14 protein-coding genes are annotated in these 18,175 nt (G+C 63.7%); 5 read left to right on the top strand and 9 right to left on the bottom strand.

Translation table 11 applies throughout. The annotated features are described in order from the left end of the window. Window positions 1–7: 7 nt before the first annotated feature. Window positions 8–1,093 (bottom strand): tartrate dehydrogenase, encoded by a 1,086-nt coding sequence (locus RY1_RS09240; protein ID WP_072803231.1) that lies wholly within the window; start codon window positions 1,091–1,093, stop codon window positions 8–10. A 93-nt stretch (window positions 1,094–1,186) separates the two neighbouring features. On the opposite strand from RY1_RS09240, the gene RY1_RS09235 reads away from it, so the two are divergent. From RY1_RS09235 to RY1_RS09225, 3 genes are all read left to right on the top strand, one after another. Then, window positions 1,187–2,077 (top strand): LysR family transcriptional regulator, encoded by an 891-nt coding sequence (locus tag RY1_RS09235; RefSeq protein ID WP_072803230.1) that lies wholly within the window; start codon window positions 1,187–1,189, stop codon window positions 2,075–2,077. A gap of 50 nt (window positions 2,078–2,127) precedes the next feature. Beyond that, window positions 2,128–3,432, top strand: coding sequence for a competence/damage-inducible protein A (locus RY1_RS09230; RefSeq protein ID WP_072803413.1), 1,305 nt, complete (start codon window positions 2,128–2,130; stop codon window positions 3,430–3,432). A gap of 77 nt (window positions 3,433–3,509) precedes the next feature. Beyond that, on the top strand, window positions 3,510–6,203 hold the full coding sequence (locus RY1_RS09225) for a LuxR C-terminal-related transcriptional regulator (protein WP_072803229.1): 2,694 nt from the start codon (window positions 3,510–3,512) through the stop codon (window positions 6,201–6,203). 13 nt (window positions 6,204–6,216) lie between these two features. Here the strand turns inward: RY1_RS09225 and RY1_RS09220 are convergent, their stop codons facing one another. The 4 genes from RY1_RS09220 to RY1_RS09205 form a co-directional block, all read right to left on the bottom strand. Further along, on the bottom strand, window positions 6,217–6,903 hold the full coding sequence (locus RY1_RS09220; RefSeq protein ID WP_169914619.1) for a FadR/GntR family transcriptional regulator: 687 nt from the start codon (window positions 6,901–6,903) through the stop codon (window positions 6,217–6,219). A gap of 2 nt (window positions 6,904–6,905) precedes the next feature. Continuing rightward, a complete protein-coding gene (gene mqo / locus RY1_RS09215) occupies window positions 6,906–8,393 on the bottom strand; it encodes a malate dehydrogenase (quinone) (protein WP_072803228.1) in 1,488 nt (495 codons plus the stop codon). A gap of 162 nt (window positions 8,394–8,555) precedes the next feature. Further along, the gene (locus RY1_RS09210) at window positions 8,556–9,353 is read right to left on the bottom strand and encodes an SDR family NAD(P)-dependent oxidoreductase (RefSeq protein ID WP_072803227.1); all 798 of its coding nucleotides are present in this window, start codon (window positions 9,351–9,353) and stop codon (window positions 8,556–8,558) included. Beyond that, window positions 9,346–10,242 (bottom strand): PCC domain-containing protein, encoded by an 897-nt coding sequence (locus RY1_RS09205; protein ID WP_169914617.1) that lies wholly within the window; start codon window positions 10,240–10,242, stop codon window positions 9,346–9,348. The genes RY1_RS09210 and RY1_RS09205 overlap by 8 nt, the downstream gene beginning before the upstream one ends. A 232-nt stretch (window positions 10,243–10,474) precedes the next feature. Between RY1_RS09205 and RY1_RS09200 the strand changes: the two genes are divergently transcribed. Beyond that, window positions 10,475–11,704 (top strand): PucR family transcriptional regulator, encoded by a 1,230-nt coding sequence (locus tag RY1_RS09200; protein WP_072803225.1) that lies wholly within the window; start codon window positions 10,475–10,477, stop codon window positions 11,702–11,704. Window positions 11,705–11,903: 199 nt separating this feature from the next. Next, entirely contained in the window at window positions 11,904–12,794 is an 891-nt protein-coding gene (locus RY1_RS09195; protein WP_072803411.1) for an alpha/beta fold hydrolase, read from the top strand. A gap of 5 nt (window positions 12,795–12,799) precedes the next feature. Here RY1_RS09195 and RY1_RS09190 read toward each other — a convergent pair whose 3' ends face one another. The 4 genes from RY1_RS09190 to RY1_RS09175 all read right to left on the bottom strand — a co-directional run bounded on the left by RY1_RS09190 (window position 12,800) and on the right by RY1_RS09175 (window position 18,160). Beyond that, complete coding sequence (locus RY1_RS09190) at window positions 12,800–13,495, bottom strand: alpha/beta fold hydrolase (RefSeq protein ID WP_072803224.1); 696 nt, start codon at window positions 13,493–13,495, stop codon at window positions 12,800–12,802. 69 nt (window positions 13,496–13,564) lie between these two features. Then, the gene (locus RY1_RS09185) at window positions 13,565–14,608 is read right to left on the bottom strand and encodes an ABC transporter substrate-binding protein (RefSeq protein ID WP_072803223.1); all 1,044 of its coding nucleotides are present in this window, start codon (window positions 14,606–14,608) and stop codon (window positions 13,565–13,567) included. A 69-nt stretch (window positions 14,609–14,677) separates the two neighbouring features. After that, on the bottom strand, window positions 14,678–16,891 hold the full coding sequence (locus RY1_RS09180) for a 3-hydroxyacyl-CoA dehydrogenase NAD-binding domain-containing protein (protein WP_072803222.1): 2,214 nt from the start codon (window positions 16,889–16,891) through the stop codon (window positions 14,678–14,680). A 57-nt stretch (window positions 16,892–16,948) separates the two neighbouring features. Next, on the bottom strand, window positions 16,949–18,160 hold the full coding sequence (locus RY1_RS09175; RefSeq protein WP_072803410.1) for an acetyl-CoA C-acetyltransferase: 1,212 nt from the start codon (window positions 18,158–18,160) through the stop codon (window positions 16,949–16,951). Between the last annotated feature and the right edge of the window lie 15 nt (window positions 18,161–18,175).

The raw sequence follows: 18,175 nt of genomic DNA, 5'->3' as shown, positions 1-18,175 counted from the left end.
GCGCAGGTCAGCGGGCGGCGCGGGTCAACTCCGCGGTGACCGCGTTGCCCAGATCGGCGGTGGCCGACGTCCCGCCCATGTCAGGAGTCAGCGTGGAACCCCCTCGAGCCAAGACTGTTTCGACGGCTCGCAGTATCGCGGCGCCTGCGTCTTTCTCGCCGAGGTGTTCCAGCATCATCGACGCGCTCCAGATCTGGCCGATCGGGTTGGCGACACCCTTACCTGCGATGTCCGGGGCGGATCCGTGCACTGGTTCGAACAGCGACGGAAAACGCCGCTCGGGGTTGATGTTTCCGCTCGGCGCGATTCCGATCGTTCCGGTACAGGCAGGCCCGAGGTCGGACAGGATGTCGCCGAACAGATTGCTGGCCACCACCACGTCGAACCAGTCCGGGTGCATCACGAAGTTCGCCGCCAGTATGTCGATGTGATACTTGTCGACGCGCACGTCGTCGTAGCTCGCGGCCATCGCCTCGACGCGTTGGTCCCAGTACGGCATGGTGATGGATATGCCGTTGCTCTTCGTGGCCGACGTGAGATGCTTCGCCTCCCGCGTGCGAGCCAGGTCGAAGGCGTACTTCAGGATTCGGTCGACGCCGGTGCGCGTCATGACCGTCTCCTGCATGACGACCTCGCGGTCGGTGCCCTCGAACATCGTGCCGCCGATGCTCGAGTACTCACCCTCGGTGTTCTCCCGGACCACGTAGAAGTCGACGTCGCCCGGCTGCCGGCCGGCCAGCGGACTACGCACTCCCGGAAGCAGTTTCACCGGTCGCAAGTTGACGTACTGATCGAAGTGGCGGCGGAACTGCAGCAGACTGCCCCACAGCGACACGTGGTCGGGAACCACCTCGGGCCATCCCACCGCGCCGAAGAAGATGGCGTCGAATGTACTGAGCTCGTCGAACCAGCCGTCGGGCAGCATCTGCCCTGTCCTGCTCCAGTACTCCGCGCTGGCGTAGTCGAATTCCTCGATGTCGACTGCGAAGTCGAAGACTGCGGCCGCTGCCTCGAGTACTTTGATGCCTTCCGGCATCACTTCGGTTCCGATTCCATCGCCGGCGATCGCGGCGATGCGATGCGTTATTCCCATGAGAACCACCGTATCCGGCAAGAAGTGTCGGAGAAAGACGCTCGAGAGCAAGATAGACTTGCCTGAAACGACAGAAGACCAGGAGCCGATTCGATGTCCGACGAAATAGGTTTCTTCGATGTTGTCGCCCGATCCGCCAGCTTGACCGAAGTGGGCCGCGAACTCGGCGTCTCCGTGTCGTCGGTGAGCAAACGACTCGCACGTCTGGAGAAGCGACTCGGAGTACGCCTGGTCCAGCGCAGTACACGTCGACTCACGTTGACCGCCGAGGGCGAACGTTATGCCGCGGGCGCCGCCACCATCACGGCGCAACTGGCCGAACTGGAAGAGTCCATCACCGGCAACTACTCCGAACTGCGAGGCCCCATCCGAGTGCACTCGTCCGTCGGCCTCGGGAGGGCTCACATCGGTCCGCTGCTCGCGGAATTCGTCGATCGGAACCCACTCGTGCAGGTCGACGTCGAACTGTCGGCGAAGCCTGTGGTGGTGGCGGGAGCGCCCGTCGACATCGCGATCAAGGTCGGCACCCTTCGGGACTCTCGGCTCGCAGCTAAAACGCTGCACCCGAACCGCCGAGTGGTGTGCGCTTCCCCGGAGTATCTGCGCAACAACGGAACTCCCCGCACCTTCAAGGACCTCGAACAGCACAATTGCATCGTTCTCCGCCAGGACGAGGGAGATTTCGCGTTGTGGCGATTCGGGCGGGAGGGTGACGAGACGTCGGTGCGAGTGTCCGGGAGCTTGATCAGCAACGACGGCGACGTCACCACACAGTGGTGCGTCGACGGCCACGGTCTTCTCATGCGCTCGATGTGGCACGTCGCCCCTCTGATCGAACAGGGACTGTTGACGCACGTCTTCCCGGACGTCGACACGCCGTCCGCCGACATCCACGCGGTCTACTCCGCGACACCCGACCCCACCCGGCGGGTACGGGCCGCCGTGGCCTACCTCCGCGACGGTCTGGCTGCCCGACTCCGGTGACCGCGCGGCTGCCGTCCTCGCCGATCGTCGGCCGCAAGTATGGTCGAGCGATGACGGTGCGAGCGGGTGTAGTGGTGACGGGAACCGAGGTTCTGGCCGGTCGCGTGACCGACAGGAACGGCCCGTGGGTGGCACAGCGGCTGCTGGAGATGGGAGTCGAGGTTGCCCACATCACCATCTGTGGTGACCGCCCCGACGACCTGACCGCACAACTGCGCTTTCTCGCCGATCAACGCGTCGACCTGATCGTCACGACCGGCGGTCTCGGTCCGACCGCCGACGATCTCACCGTGGCGACGGTTGCCGCTCTGTACGGCCGCGAGCTGCACCTCGACGAGAAACTGGAGCAGCGCATCCACGCGATCGTGCAGCGATGGCGAAGCCGGATGACGTCGTCGGCCGACTCCGAGCCGATGCGGGCAGGCATCCGCAAACAAGCGCTGGTTCCGCACGGCGCGCATTCCATCCCACCGACCGGAACCGCCCCCGGTGTCGCGCTGCATCCCAACGATTCCGGGACGCTGCCCGCCGTGCTGATACTGCCCGGCCCGCCTCGCGAACTGCAGGCGATGTGGCCCGGCGCACTCGAGAGCGCACCGGTCGCCGAGGTCTTGACGCGCCGAGCGCACATCCGTCAGAACACCATTCGCGCATACGGGCTGTCCGAAGCCGACCTGGCAGCAACGCTACGGACGGCCGAACGCCGGATCACGGGATTCGGCGATCTCGAGATCACCACGTGCCTACTGCTCGGAGAACTCGAAATGGTGACCCGCTATCGCGAATCCGCGGCCACCACGTACACCGACCTCGCAGGTCTCATCGACGAACAGCATGGCGCGCAGATCTTTTCCACGGACGGATCCACCATCGACGACATCGTGGCACACCGGTTGGCCGGCCACCGTATCGCCACCGCAGAATCGTGCACCGGCGGTTCGATCGCTGCCCGTCTCACCGATCGCGCAGGCTCGTCGGCGTACGTCACCGGCGCGGTCGTGTCCTACGCGAACGAGGTGAAGACGAGCCTTCTGGACGTCTCCGCCGAGACCATCGACGAGCACGGCGCCGTCAGCGAGCCGGTGGCAGCGATGATGGCAGAAGGCGCGCTGAGCAGACTCGGTGCCGACATCGCGATATCCACCAGCGGCGTAGCAGGCCCCGGTGGCGGCACCGACCTCAAACCGGTCGGCACTGTCTGCTTCGCACTCGCCCGCGCCGACCGGCCGACCACCACCCGCACACTTCGGCTTCCCGGCGACCGTGCAATCGTGCGAGCGCTGTCCACCACTGCTGCGATGCACATGCTCGCCGACGCGTTGGCACCTGCCGATCGAACGGAGCGCTCGAACTAGTCGGTCGCGCTGCACACGAATACCGCTTCGAGAGCGATAGTCGGCACTGACGGGGTACATCCGGTTACGATTCGGCAATGTTGCTGCGGTCGGACTCCGGCATTCGACGCACCGTCGTCGCCGAGGTGACCGCTGCAGTGCATGCGGCGGTGACCGGCGTCGGTGAGCGGACCTTGATGCTCACTGCCGGTCCGGGGGCCGGAAAAACGTATCTCCTCAGGCAGATCGCGTACGGGACGGCTGTCGCGACGCGGTGGGCGACCGGGGACGAGCTGTCCTGGCGGCGCCCGTACGGTATGGCCGCCGAGCAGCTCGGCATCGAGCTCCCCGCGACGATTCCACCCCACTTCGATCAGGTACTGCTCGCACGCATCGACGAGTTGTGCGCGCAGGGTCCGTTGCTGTTGGTCGTCGACGATGCTCATCACGCGGACGCCGGAACTCTCGGGCTTCTGAACGTTCTCGCCGGCACCGCCCGGCATCTGCCGTTGGCCCTCGTGGTCGCTTGGCGCAGTGTCCCAGTCAGACAACAACTGATCACGCTCGCTGCCAGACCCGCCGTGCGCGACTGGACTCTGCCTGCAATGGACTCGGCGGACATCGAAATGCTCGCCCACAGCCGACTGGGCGCGTGGCCGAACCCGCGGTTGCTCGAACGACTCGTCACCACCGGCGGGAACCCGATGCACACCACGGCCCTCATGGACCAGCTCGATCGGGCCGGGGCGATCGAGATACTCGGCGACAGTGCCGAGCTCAAGTCGGGTGTCGATTCCTCGCCCGTCGGAACTCTCGAAGAGTCCGTGTCCGAGAGACTCTCGCTTCTCGACGCTCCCGCCCGGACGCTGCTGCAGAAGTTGGCCGTGTGGGGTTCGGCGGCAACCTTGGCAGACTTGGCCGCCATCGACGGGAGCAATCCGGCAGCTCTGCTCGAACCCGTACAGGTCGCCATGGACGGTGGAATCGTCACGCTGTCCGACGACGGGCGACTTGCATTCGCACACGATCTCTACGCCGAAGTCACCTACGAACGCCTGGCGCCCGCACTTCGAACCCTTCTGCACACGGCTATCGCGGAGTGGACCAGTAAGAACGGAGACGCACAATCGGTTGCGCACCACCTCGTTGCCGCGGGCGCGCCGCACGCGCTCGATGCGGTCCGCGCCGCAACCGAGGAGCTCGCCGCTGCCCCGGCAGTGGCAGTGGACCTGCTCGACAACGCCGTCGCGCACACCGTCGGAGGCTCGAATGCGGCCAACGAACTTGCCGTGTCCAGAGCGTGGGCACTCGCTCACTCGGGACAGATGCAGCGCGCGTCGGACGTCGCCGAAGCGGCGCTCGCTGCGACCGACGACGCCGACTCCATCGCCGCTCTCCGTCAGGTGCTGATCTTCTCACTGCTCACGCAAGGACTCACGGACCGAGTACTCGAGATGATCGACAGCACCCAGGCTCTGGAGATCGACGACGCAACGCGAACATCGCTGAACGACTTTCGGTCCTGGGTGCTTCTACTCGACGGTCGACACCCGGTACCCATCACCCCGTCCACGGTGGTGACGAAAGAATCCACGCAGATCGGCCTGCTTGCCGAGTCGGTACGCCAGTTCCTGATCGGCAACGGACCCGCAGGCGTCGAGATCGCCATCTTCGCCACCGCACGAGATGCCGCAGACGTAGCTGAGGAGAACTCGGCCGCCGACCTGATGCCACCCTTCATCGAGACGTATACACGCGGGGCCGAGGCGGCAGCCGAGCTCATGGCCGAGATCGACCAGGAGAACTATATTTCGTCCACTCGGTGGGCAGATCCGTTCCGGCACTTCATCGCCGGCAGCATCGACCTGTACCGAAGCCGACTGGACGACGCAGCGGCACACTACGACACCGGCGCCGACATTCTCGAGGCGTCGGGATTGGCGCGGACATCTCACTACGTCGGGCCACGGACGGTGATCGACATCTACAAGGGCGACCTCACCGCGGCGACGGACCGATTGGCATCGTGGGATGCGAGCAGCATGCCGGATCAGTTCGGGATGGCACTGACACACCATGCGAGAGTTCTGCTTCTCGAAGCACGCGGAAACCTGCCGGCCGCTGCGGAATTCGCACGGAACACGTGGGAACAATTGATCGCTCACCGTCAGGTCACAATGGCTCGACTGCATTCCGCCGACTTCGCGCGAGTAGCGGTGCGAGCAGGCGACACCCGACTGGTGCACGCCATCGACTCGTTCCTGACGACCGAGCAGACACACATCACCCCTGCAGCTGCACCGTCGGTGACTCTTGCATCGGCGTTGACCGGCAACCATCTCGATACCGAAGCCCTCGCTCGAACCGCGGCCGATGCGGCCCTGGCACTCGGCAATCGAATCCTCGTGGCATGTGCATGGGAGGAAGCGGCGTGCGCTGCCGCCACAGGCGGTGACAGGACTGCGGCCCGCGACCATGCCCGCAACGCGCTCGTCACACTCGACGACATCGGCGCTGCCGCCATGGGCCGACGCGTCACGTCGCGGTTGCGGGCCGTGGGAGTGCGGCTCGGCGCTACCGGCGCGCGCAGGCGACCGAGCACCGGTTGGGAGTCTCTGACACCGACCGAACTCCGCGTGACCGAACTGATCGCGTCCGGGCTGTCCGGCACCGAAGTTGCGCGCCAGCTGTATATTTCACCTCGAACCGTTCAAACTCACGTCTCGCACGCAATCAACAAGATCGGCGCAAGGACCAGGGTCGAACTTGCGATGATGGCCAGATCGCGATGAGGCTGCGCGCCCGTCACGAGCGTTCGAGACGGGCGATCGACGCATCGAGATGCGTTCGCATGGCTGCGGCGGCTCCCACCGCATCGCGAGCGCTGATCGCGTCACGTATCCGGCGATGTTCCTCGAGGACTCGGGTGAGGTGAGCGCTGTCCTGCTCGTCCTCTCCCACGTACGGCCGCGTGATGGCTGCCGCACCGAGACTGTCGAGTATCTCGAGCAGGAAGCGGTTGTTCGACGCGCTCGCGACGGCGCGGTGGAACGCGAAATCCGCGGCCACCGCGTCACTGGCTTCGACGCGGACCTCCGACAGCGCGCCCAGAGCCGCATCGAGCGAGACCACGGCGGCTTCGGTGCGACGTGTGGCAGCGAGGGCAGCAGCTTCCACTTCGATCCCTCGGCGGAGCTCGAGCAGATGGACGCGATCGCTCAGACTGTGTACCGAAGCCAACGACCGGCCGAAGTCGCCGGAGGCCGGTTTTGCCAGCACCACCGAACCCCTGCCCTTCTTGGTCTGAACCAGACCTGCGGCACGCAGCCGCGAAATAGCCTCGCGCACCACCGTTCGGCTGACTCCATGAATGGTGGCGAGTTCGTTCTCCGACGGCAGCAGCGATCCCTGAGACCACGTCTCGTCACCGATGGATCGGCGAAGCTCTCCTTCGACACGATCCGTCAAGCCGACGGCATCTTTTTCGAGCACGATCAATCGTACTTTCTCTGCGCAACTGTCCCGGACAGCTTCAGCACTCCGTCGTTCGCGCTCACAGCTGTGGCCATGCGCACCGCACGTTCGGACGACGTGACGCCGAAGTCCGGAATCAACTCCTGCAATGCGTCGGACCATCCGCTCATCCGGTCCGGGAAGCTTCGCGCAAGCACGTCGGCCATGATGGACGCCGACGCCGACGCGCCGGGGGACGCGCCGAGCAGCGCGGCCATACGTCCCTTCCGCGGGGTCACGATCTCGGTGCCGAACCCTGCGATGGTGCCACGACCACCGACGCGCTTGACGACCTGAACGCGTTGTCCGGCCGTCGAGAGCTGCCAGTCCGCGCTGTCGGCAGTCGGCACGAACCGTCGAAGACTGCGAGTCCGCATCTTGTCCGTCATGGCCAGTTGACCGATGAGGTACCGGACCATCTCTTGGTTGTGGATCCCTGCTCCGGCGTACGTCGTCCAATTTCGTGCTGTCACCGACCGCGGAAGATCCAGCAGGGCACCGCGTTTGAGAAACCGCGGTGAGAACGCCGCGAACGGGCCGAACATGAGGTACTCACGTCCGTCGACTATTCGGGTATCGAGATGCGGAACGGAGATGGCGGGCGCTCCAGGTTCGGCATGGCCGTACACCTTCGCGCGATGCTGGGATACCAGATGTGCTGCGTCCGTGCGCAAGAACTGTCCGCTGATCGGAAATCCGCCGTAGTGGCTCACCTCGTCCACGCCTGCCCGCTGCAGCAACGGCAGGGTGGCGCCCCCGGCACCGAGAAAGACGAACGAGCCGTGAACGCCGTACGTCCTGTCCCCCTCCAGATCCCGAACCTGCAGATCCCAGCCGTTGCGTGAGCGGCTCAGCGAGCGCACTTCCTGTCCCGTACGAATCTCGGCACCGTCGCCTTCCAGAGCCGAACAGAGCCGCCGAGTGAGTACGCCGTAATCGACGTCGGTCCCTCCCCCACTGCGGCACAGCGCGACGTCGTCCTCCGGCGATCGGTCGTCGAACATCAGCGGAAGCCATTCGGACATGAGATCCCGGTCCTGGGTCATGGTCATACCCTCGAACAGCGGGTGATGCCGAAGCGCCTCGTACCGCAGACGAAGATGTTCCACTCCGGCAGCGCCGTGAGCGAACCCGAAGTGCGGCACGGTACGAATGAAATCCTCTGGCTCACCGAGCAATCCATCCGCCACGAGCTTCGCCCAGAAGTGCTTCGATACATGAAACTGCTCACCGACCGTCACCGCGCTACCGACGTCGATCGAGCCAGCGCCGTCCAACGGGGTGTAATTGAACTCGCACAGACCGGCATGCCCTGTCCCTGCGTTGTTCCACGCCGAAGAACTCTCTAGCCCGAGCCCGTCCAATCGCTCCAGGACCAGTATCGACCAGTCCGGCGCCACCTTGCGCAACAACATTCCCAAGGTGGCGGTCATGATTCCGCCGCCGACCAACACCACGTCGTAGTCCATTGCAGACGCCTAACTTTTCGAGGGTCAACAGGCGCTCGAAGCAACCTGTCATACATCTATGAAACATGTATAACAGGTTGGTGGAATCGTGTCACTAGGCACCAGGCATGGTCGAACCCGGGATTCGTTACAGCGGTGTCCTCATCGGTCTCTTGCGATCACTCACTTCGATCTCACCGCCAGACCGCCGTCGACCGGCAACAGGACTCCGTTGACGTAGGCGGCTTCGTCCGAGGCCAAGAAGACCGCAGCATGCGCCACATCCCAGGGAGAACCCATGCGCCCGGTCGGACTGGCAGCGTCCCGCGCGGCCAATTCGCGGGCAGCCTGCTGTTGGTCGTCGCTCACGATCTGACGAGCCACGAGCGGGGTGTTGATGAGTCCGGGAAGAATTGCGTTGGCGCGGATTCCCCGCGAGGCGTATTCGAGCGCCACCGACACCGTGAGTTGGTCGACCGCACCCTTGGAGGCCATGTAGCTGGGGTAGTTGTATCCGGTGTAGCGGATGGCGGCCAGCGAGGACACGTTGATGATCGACCCGGTGCCTGCCTTCAGCATCCAGGGAATGGTGTGCTTGCACGCGAGAAACACCCCGGTGAGATTCACCTGGAGGGCCGAATCCCAGTCTGCAAGCTCGAGTTCGGTGATGTCACCGATCCTGGCTGCGCCGACGTTGTTGTGCAGAACGGTCGGCGGGCCGAACGCGGCGGCGACGTCGGCTATCACCGCACGCACCTGATCTTCATCGGTGACGTCGGCGGTGAACGCCTGCGCAATACCGCCTTCTCCGACTATCTCTTCGGCGGTGAGTGCTGCCTCTGCCGCACTTCGATCGATCGCCGCGACGGCGGCACCTTCTCGCGCGAAAGCCAGCGCCGCAGCTCGCCCGTTGCTGAGGGTGGCGCCACTGGAGCCTGCGCCGAACACGACGGCGACCTTGCCTGCAAGTCTGTTACTCATGTGCTTCTCGATCCTCGATGACCAATAGTTCGAACGTGACCGCAACCGGGTTGCGCCCACGTATCAGGAGACCGGCGTGTACGTCGCCGCGGAGGTCGACCAGTATCGCCGAAAGATCACCATGCACAGCACCGTTCGCGTCGGAGGCCATCGATCCCTGAATGGTCACGATCTCCGTTGCCGGGCCGTCGACGAGCTTGTCGGAATCCGCTCGGCGCAAGCAACCACCGACGAGACTGCCGACCCCGGCACGCACCAGCGCACGGGAGAAGCCGTGGGCACGGCATATCTCCTCGGCTGCTTCGACGATGTCCTCGCCAGGAAGAATACGACCGATCACGGCGCGGGCACGGTCACCGTCCGTCTCGACCGCGGGTGACGATGCGGTCGGCGTGAACGCAGGCATCCTGGTCTCGGGATCGTCGTCGCTGATCATGTCGATCCCTGAAAGCGTATGCAGGACCGCATAGACCGGGACCGGCCCCAGACGAGACTCCAGCCAGAGGTGGCCTGCCCGCAGTGCGCCCGATGCGTCGATCCAGGCCGCATGGCAGTGCATGAAACGCTCGCCGTGCCGGTATCCGAACGTGACCGAGGCGGTGAGCAGCTGCGCTGGAACGTCGGACTCGTGCGTCTCGCTGTAGCTGATCGGATTCTCACCCGCACCGCACGCGGGGAAGCAGTACGAGATTCGGTCCAGCGTTCCGCCCATGAGTTCGAACTGGGCCGACGAGGCGCCGTGCCGGTCGGCCACTGCCTCCAGCGCGTCGATAAGCCGAATGTTCGGTTCGAGTGTGGTGTTCACCGACGACGTGTCCGTCAGAATCGTGTGCCGACGATCGGGGTGGCGAGGTCCGGGAAACACGATCACGGGTGCACCTGTGGTCATGGTCATCGCTCGGTCGGACCGATGATGCGAGGGGTGTCCTTCATTGTGTGACTCCTAGCGCGAATAAGCTCCTTCACGCCCAGCGCCTGCTCGGTCGCGTGGGGCCTGTGAAAGGAAGCCGAGTTGTACTTTCGAGTATCGACAGGCAGTGAGCCACGCAACATGGCACAGCGTTGCGAACACGCGCCGATTTATCCACGTTTCGTAGAAAATGCCTGGAAGGATGGGTTGAGTGACCAGTCCGATCATCGCAGGTGCAGGGGTTCGCTCGTTGGTCGACGAACTCGGTGAGTTCCTCGGCCGCTCGGTCGTCATCGACGACCCGGCGGTGCGATTGATCTGCGCCAGCCGCCACTTCGGCGACGAGGACACCGTGCGCATCCGCGCGATGCTCGACCGCGACGCAGGCGACGAAATCGGCCGATTCGTCCTCGGCCAGGGCGCAGCGCGTTGGCACGGACCACACGTTCTCGAAGGCAGTGATGCGCTCGGCCTCAAGTCGCGACTATGCGTGCCGCTGTACGGGCCAGGGATGTTGATCGGGCTCCTGATGGTCATCGACGCCGATCAGTCGTTGACGAGCGCGGAGATCGAGCACATCGCGAAAGTCAGTCGCGACATCGCAGCGCAGATGTACACCGACTCACTCGAATCCGACCCACAGCAAGTAGAGAGACGCAGTGCACTGCGTGACCTGCTGACCAGGGACGCGCAGGCGAGGCAGGGGGCGCTCGCCTACTTCGAGGAGAGCAGGGATCTGCCTGCACTGGACAGCATCGCCGTCACAGTCGTGGCCGCCGACCCGGCAGAGGATTCCCAGACCCCGGTCGACATCGCACTACGGGTAGCGATCGACACGGTGACTCGAATTCACTCGAAGAGCACACGCGTATACATCGCCGAGGACAGCGCCGTTCTCCTGCAGGTCAAAGCTCGGCCGATCGAACGGAGCGAGTTGGCGCGGCAAGCGGGCCAGATCGAATCCGAGCTGCGTCGCCTGCTCGGCGACGCGTCGAGCAGCACCTGCATCGGAATCGGAACGACCACAGGCGGATTGGCCAATGCCTTCGTCGCGAGACACCGCGCCGACATCGCACTCAAAGCGGCCCGACGTGTGTCGTCGATCACCGACACGGTTGTCTTCTGGCACGAACTCGGCGTCGACGCCGTGTTGCTCGACCTTCCGGATACTTCCTTGGTGTGGACAACCGTTCCGCAACCACTGCGGGACCTCATCGACGCCGACGATTCCGGGAAACTCGTGAAGACCCTGCGGGCCTTTCTCGACAACGGAGGTTCGATCGCACGCACCGCCACGACATTGCACATGCACCGAACCTCGCTCTACTACCGGCTGGAGCAAATTCGGGTCGCGTCGGGCATCGACCTCGACTCCGGGAACGACCGGCTTCTGATGCACATGGGACTACACCTGCTGGACATCGTCGAACGCCCCGTCTGACTGTCGCTTCTCTGCGGCGGCAAGCATCGGATCCAGTGCTCTCACCAGCAGTTTTCTACGAAACGTTGAAAAATGAGACGACCTTTGCGACGTTCGACCGTGGTGACCGGTGTCACTGCGGAGCAATAATCGGACGTAAGCCGCATCGCGTCGAACTGCTCCGGCAGCACCGCGCTCACACACGATGGAGGATCGACCCATGAGCACTTTCACCACAAGCGACGGCGCCGTACTGGACGTCCGAGACACCGGACCAGTCGAATCCGGGCGCGTACTTGTCATGCTGCACGGCTGGTCGCAGTCCCGTGCGATGTTCGATCGAGTCATTCCGCTGCTCGCCCCCTCTGCGCGAGTGATCAGTTTCGATCAACGCGGCCATGGTGAGTCGAGCAAACCTGCCACAGGTGCGCGTATCGCCCGACTCGCAGCGGACCTGCACGAACTGCTCGAATACCTCGGTGTGGAGACGGCAACGTTCCTCGGCCACTCCATGGGTGTCTCGGTCCTGTGGAGTTACCTCGATTCGCACGGTTCGTCCAAGTTCGAGAAGTTCGTGATCGTGGATCAGCCGAGCGCCTGCGCAGTGCTGCCCTGGATGACGCCGAAGGATGCACAGGAAGCGGGCGCCATTCTCGATTTCGAAGGGGCAGCACAGTTCGCCTCAGCAGTTGCAGGCCCGGACGGGCCCACCGCCCGCCACGCCTTTCTTGTCTCGATGCTCACTCCGAACATCCCCGCCGACGACCTCGAGTGGATGTACAACGAGAACCTCAAGCTGCCAGCTGCGTGGGGCGCACGTCTGTTGTTCGACCACATCATGCAGGACTGGCGCGACATCCTCCCGACGATCGACGTGCCGACGTTGGTCATCGCGGGCGAAGTCAGTCACGTTGCCCCCGAATCCCAGGTCTGGACCAAGGACCACATCACCGGCGCACAGTTCAGGAAGTTCACCGAAGCCGAGGGCGGCGCTCATTTCCCCTTCTTCGAGAACCCCGCACCTTTTGCCGAGTCGATCATCGGTTTCATCTCCGACCCGAAACTCGCTGCTCCGGAGCAGATCTCGCGACCGAACTCGCTCTCGGTCTGACGCGATCAGGAATGCAGTTCCGTCAAGATCTGCGCTAACCCGCTGGGATTCGACACCATGGCCATGTGCCCGGTGTCGAGTTCTCGGGTCCGACCACCGACCAGAGCTGCGGACCGCTGCTGCAGTTCGTCGGGGTAGCACACATCACGGGTGAGTCGTATGTACGTCCTGTCGACGGGCACCGAAAGACCCGACAGATCGACCTTCTCGACGAGAAGGGACGCAGCATCGTCGACGATTCGGTCCAGAGTCCAGTTGGTCTGGTCGTCGTCCATGTCGTTGCACAGTATCGACTGGGCTGCACCGCGCTCCTGGCTGTAGAGACCGCTCGAAATCGACTCCTCGACAGCGCCTCTCACGCTTTCATCGATCTGATCGAGCACTCGGGTGCCGTCCGGGGGCACCACCGCGGACAGGAACACGACATGCCGGATCACCTCGGAAAGTTCCTCGAGCACCCGAGGTACCGAGACACCTGCGAACGAATGCGCAACGACGACGATATCCGTCATCTGCGCCGCGCGAACATCGGCGATGATCGCGGCTGCGCAGTCGTCGAGCGTCACGGTGCGAAGATCCAGGTCCTGCCGTCGGCCACGACCCGGTAGGTCTACGGCCACAGTCTGCGCGTCGAGTGCCGGGATCAACCGATCCCAACACGACGCACCCATGCCTGCTCCGTGCACCAGTAGGTAGGACATCGTCTGTTTCCGCCAATCTGTTGTCGAGTACAGGATCTCATCGAGGACCGGTGATCCAAGGATCGTGTGTCAGTCGAGGAACAGCTGTTCCCACTGCTGTTGATATCGAGCCAATCCATCGGATGTGAGATTCGTGGTGTCGGGCAGCTCGATATCGCGAGCCGAGGCCACGGAATTCGGGGTCCCTTCCAGCGCGCTTCCGTACCCCGTGGACAGCGCTGCCTGACCGGCGTCGGTCACCATGAAGTCCGCTAGAACCTGTGCCGCGTTGGGGTGCGGCGCTGACCGAAGTACATGCGAGTACCACGGTGTCCCCCAGGCAGGTTCGGGCAGAACCCATCCCACCGGAGCGCCGGCACTTTCCTCGCGGACCAACGGCGGAACCATCGGCGACGCGACGATCTCACCCGACACCAGTGCCTGCACCACGGCCAGAGCACCTGGATACACACGCGGTTCGAGTTCGGCGAGCTTGTCGTTGAAGTTACCGCCTGCCCAGTTCTCGTCGAAGAATTTATACTCGTCGACGACCGCGGCAAATCCCGCCGGATTCACGATGCCGATACGTCCTTTCAACTGTGGGTCCAGCAGGTCGCTCGGCGAGGACAACCCGCCGGGCACCGAGTCGGTGTTCCAGCCGAGGGCGAACACCGCTGCGCTGGTCAGAAAGAACCGATCGGACAGGACGGCGGCCTCACGGTCGTACTCTGCACTGTCGAACGCGGGGCCGACTACTTCGGTCGAATACTGTCCGGACTCGGCAGCCGCCGCCGTCCATGCCGGATCCGAGAGCATGTGCACGTCGGCAATCCCCTTGCCGGTCCTGGCCTCGGTCTCGACTCGCGGATTCAACTCGACGTCACTCCCCCGGGTGAATTCGAGATCGATGTCCGGATAGCGTGTCTCGAATGCAACCTCCAATGCCGCAAGGTTTTCGGGATGCTGAGTGGAATACAGGTGGACGCTGCCCTCGTCGATCGCGGCCGCGACGATGTCGTCCCACGTCCCGTCCACCGGACCCGACGCAGAATCGGACCCGCCGCTACTGCATACTGTGACGGCGAGTCCGACGGCAAGTGTCACCGCGGTCGCGCGAATCCAGGATGAACCCATCGTTGTACTCCGTATCGTCGTCGGTGTGCGCTGTCGAATCACTGCAGATGGAGTCACTGCTGGTTCGAGTCACTGCTGGTTCGAGATGCTCCGGTGTGTGAGTGAAAAAGTTCGATCTCCACGAGCTGCTTGGTCCACGAGCGAGCGTGGCGGCTCGAAGTGCGAGCCGTATTTCGAGGCGAGATCTCGCGCACGGTCGACGAAGCCTTGAAGTCCGCCGTCGTACTGGTCGATGTACCGAACCGCACCACCTGTCCACGACGGAAACCCGATCCCGAGAAGCGATCCGATGTTGGCTTCGGCGACGCTGGTCACGACACCCTCGTCGAAACATCTGACGGTCTCGATGGCTTCGGCGAACAGCATTCGTTCCTGCATGTCCACGAAGGGAATTCGCGTGGTTCCCGATGCAAAGGCGTCGCGCAGACCGGGCCAGATTCCGGTTCTTCTGCCAGCGTCGTCGTAGGAGTAGAAGCCGCCGCCACCTGCACGGCCCGGCCGCGACAACTCGCCGACCATCGTGTCCATCACCGCGTTCGATCCGTGGTGGCGAATATCCTTGCCTTCGGCGATCAGGGCCCGCTGGTTCTCCTTGCGGATCTTCTGCGAGAGAGTCAGAGTGACCTGATCCATCAATCGAAGTGGCGGCGTCGGATATCCTGCTTGCGCGCCCGCTTGCTCGATGAAGATCGGATTCACGCCCTCGCCTACCGCGGCCAGCGCCTCGTCGAGGAAGGCTCCGATGACGCGGGAGGTGAAGAAGCCGCGGCTGTCGTTGACCACGATCGGTGTCTTGCCGATCTGGAACACGAAGTCGATCACTTTGGCTACCACAGCATCCGAGGTCTTCGCGCCGCGGATGATCTCGACCAGCGGCATCTTCTCGGCCGGTGAGAAGAAGTGAATTCCGATGAAATCCTCGGTACGGACAACGCCGTCGGCCAGGATACCGATGGGCAGTTGTGAGGTATTGGATCCGAGCACGGCATCCGGTTCGACGATGTTCTCGATCTCCTGGAACACCTGATGCTTGACCTCGACCGATTCGTAGGCAGCTTCGACGACGAGGTCGACACCGACGAAATCAGCGGCGTCCGCGGTGGCGTGGATGCGCCCGAGGAGGGCTGCCGACCGATCCTCGGTGGTCCGTCCCTGGTTCAGGGCACGCGTCTGCACCTTTTCCGCATACCTCTTGCCGCGCAACGCAGCATCGAGATCGACATCTCGTAGTACGACATCGATTCCTGCCTCGGCGCATACATAGGCGATCGCCGCGCCCATCATGCCCGCCCCGATGATCCCGACCTTCTTGGCGGTGAATTTCTGGTACCCCGTTGGTCTTGACTCGCCTCGCTTGATCGACTCCAGGTCGAAGAACAGCGCTTTGATCATGTTCTGCGCGACCTGTCCGGTGACGAGTGAGACGAAGTAGCGTGTCTCGATCTCGTCCGCCGTGTCGACGTCGACATAGGCGCCCTCGACTGCGGCCGCGACGATGGCGCGCGCCGCGGGCGCTGGGGCTCCACGGTGCTGCTTGCGCAGCAGCCCGGTCGTCACCAACAGGTTCTGCGCAATGGCAGGGTCGGTGGGTGCGCCGCCTGGGATGGAGAAACCCTTCGAATCCCACGGCTGGGCGGCATCGGCGTGTTCGGCGATCCACGCCTTGGCGGCCGGGATCAGCTCCTCGACGCTGTCGACGGTATCGTCTATCAGTCCCAGATCGACTGCCGCAGAGATGGTATGACGCTGCCCCTTCAGAAGCACGGTGGACAGGGCATCGTGCAGACCGAGCATCCGCACCGTCCGCACGGTTCCACCGCCACCCGGCAACAGCCCGAGCGTCGCCTCGGGCAGGCCCACCTGATTTCCGCGCACATCGGCCGCGATCCGATGGTGGGTGTGCAGTGCGATCTCGAACCCACCGCCGAGTGCTGCCCCGTTGAGTGCCGCCACGACCGGCTTGCCGAGTAGTTCGAGTCGGCGCAGTACCTTCTTGATTCCGTTGATTCGGTCCGTCAATCGGGCTGCGATCTCGAGCTTGTCGACGCCGGGGTGCTCGGCGATCATGTCTTTCAGGTCTCCGCCCGCGAAGAACGATTTTTTAGCCGATGTCACGACGACACCGGTGATCGTCTCCTTCTCTGCTTCGAGCCGAGTCACCGTGGCCGCCATGGACGCGATATAGAGGTCGTTCATCGTGTTGGCGCCCTTGCCCGGGTCGTCCATCGTGAGAACCACGACGCCGTCGGCGCCATGATTCCATCGGATCATGTTGTCGGTCATTCTCTTTCGCAACCGTTCTCGAGGATTCGACTTCTGTGGTGTTTCGACGGGTTCCGGTCAGATGCGTTCGATGATGGTGGCCACTCCCATACCGCCACCGATACACAGAGTGATCAGACCGAAGCGGCCCTGCGTTCGTTCGAGTTCGTCCAGTACCGTGCCGACGAGCATCGCGCCGGTAGCCCCGAGGGGATGACCCATCGCGATCGCTCCGCCGTTGACGTTGGTCTTCTCGTTCGGGATGTCGAGATCTTTCATCCACTTGAGCACCACGGAGGCGAAGGCCTCGTTCAGCTCGAACACATCGATGTCCGCTACGGTCAGGCCTGCCTTCTTCAGGACGGCGACCGTCGCGGGCGTAGGTCCGGTGAGCATGATCGTCGGTTCGCTGCCGACCTGGGCGGTGGCGACAACACGCCCGCGTGGGATCAGCCCGCTGCGCTGCCCCGCGGCAGCACTGCCCAGCAGTACCAACGCCGCACCGTCGACGATCCCCGATGAGTTGCCACCGGTATGTACGTGGTCGATTCGCTCGATGTCGACATACTTCTGCAATGCGACGTCGTCGAATCCGGTGGTAGCAGCCATCGCGGCGAATGCAGGCCGTAGTTTTCCGAGACCGTCCACCGTACTGCCGGGTCGGCGGTGCTCGTCGTGATCGAGCAACGTGACGCCGTTGAAGTCCTTGACCGGGACCACCGATTTAGCAAAATAGCCTGCGCTCCAAGCAGCTTCGGCTCGCTCTTGCGACTGCGCGGCATATCGGTCGACGTCACCACGAGAAAAACCTTCGACGGTCGCGATGAGATCCGCCCCGATGCCCTGAGGGGTGATGTAGAGGTCGTAGGTCGTGGCGGGGTCGGTGAACAATGCGCCGCCGTCACCACCCATCGGAACTCGCGACATCGACTCCACACCGCCGGCGATGACCAATTCATCCCATCCGGATGCAATTTTGGCGGCTGCAAGGTTGGTGGCTTCGAGTCCCGACGCACAGAACCGGTTGATCTGGGTACCGGGCACCGACTCGGGTAGGCCGGCTGACAGCGCCGCCGCACGTGCGATCACCGCCCCCTGCTCCCCCAGCGGCGTGACGACTCCGAGGACGACGTCGTCGATGTCTGCCGGATCGAGATCGGGGAACCGCACCCGCAGTTCCCCGATCAGCCCGGTGACCAGATCGACGGGCTTGACACCGTGCAGGGAGCCGTTTCGCTGCTTGCCCCGAGGGGTGCGTATCGCCTCGAAGATCAATGCTTGTTCGCTCACGCCCAGTGATTCCTT

Origin of the sequence: Rhodococcus yunnanensis NBRC 103083, assembly GCF_001895005.1 — a bacterium.
Classification (GTDB): Bacteria; Actinomycetota; Actinomycetes; order Mycobacteriales; family Mycobacteriaceae; genus Rhodococcoides; species Rhodococcoides yunnanense.
This window is presented reverse-complemented; position numbering and strand designations above follow the sequence as displayed.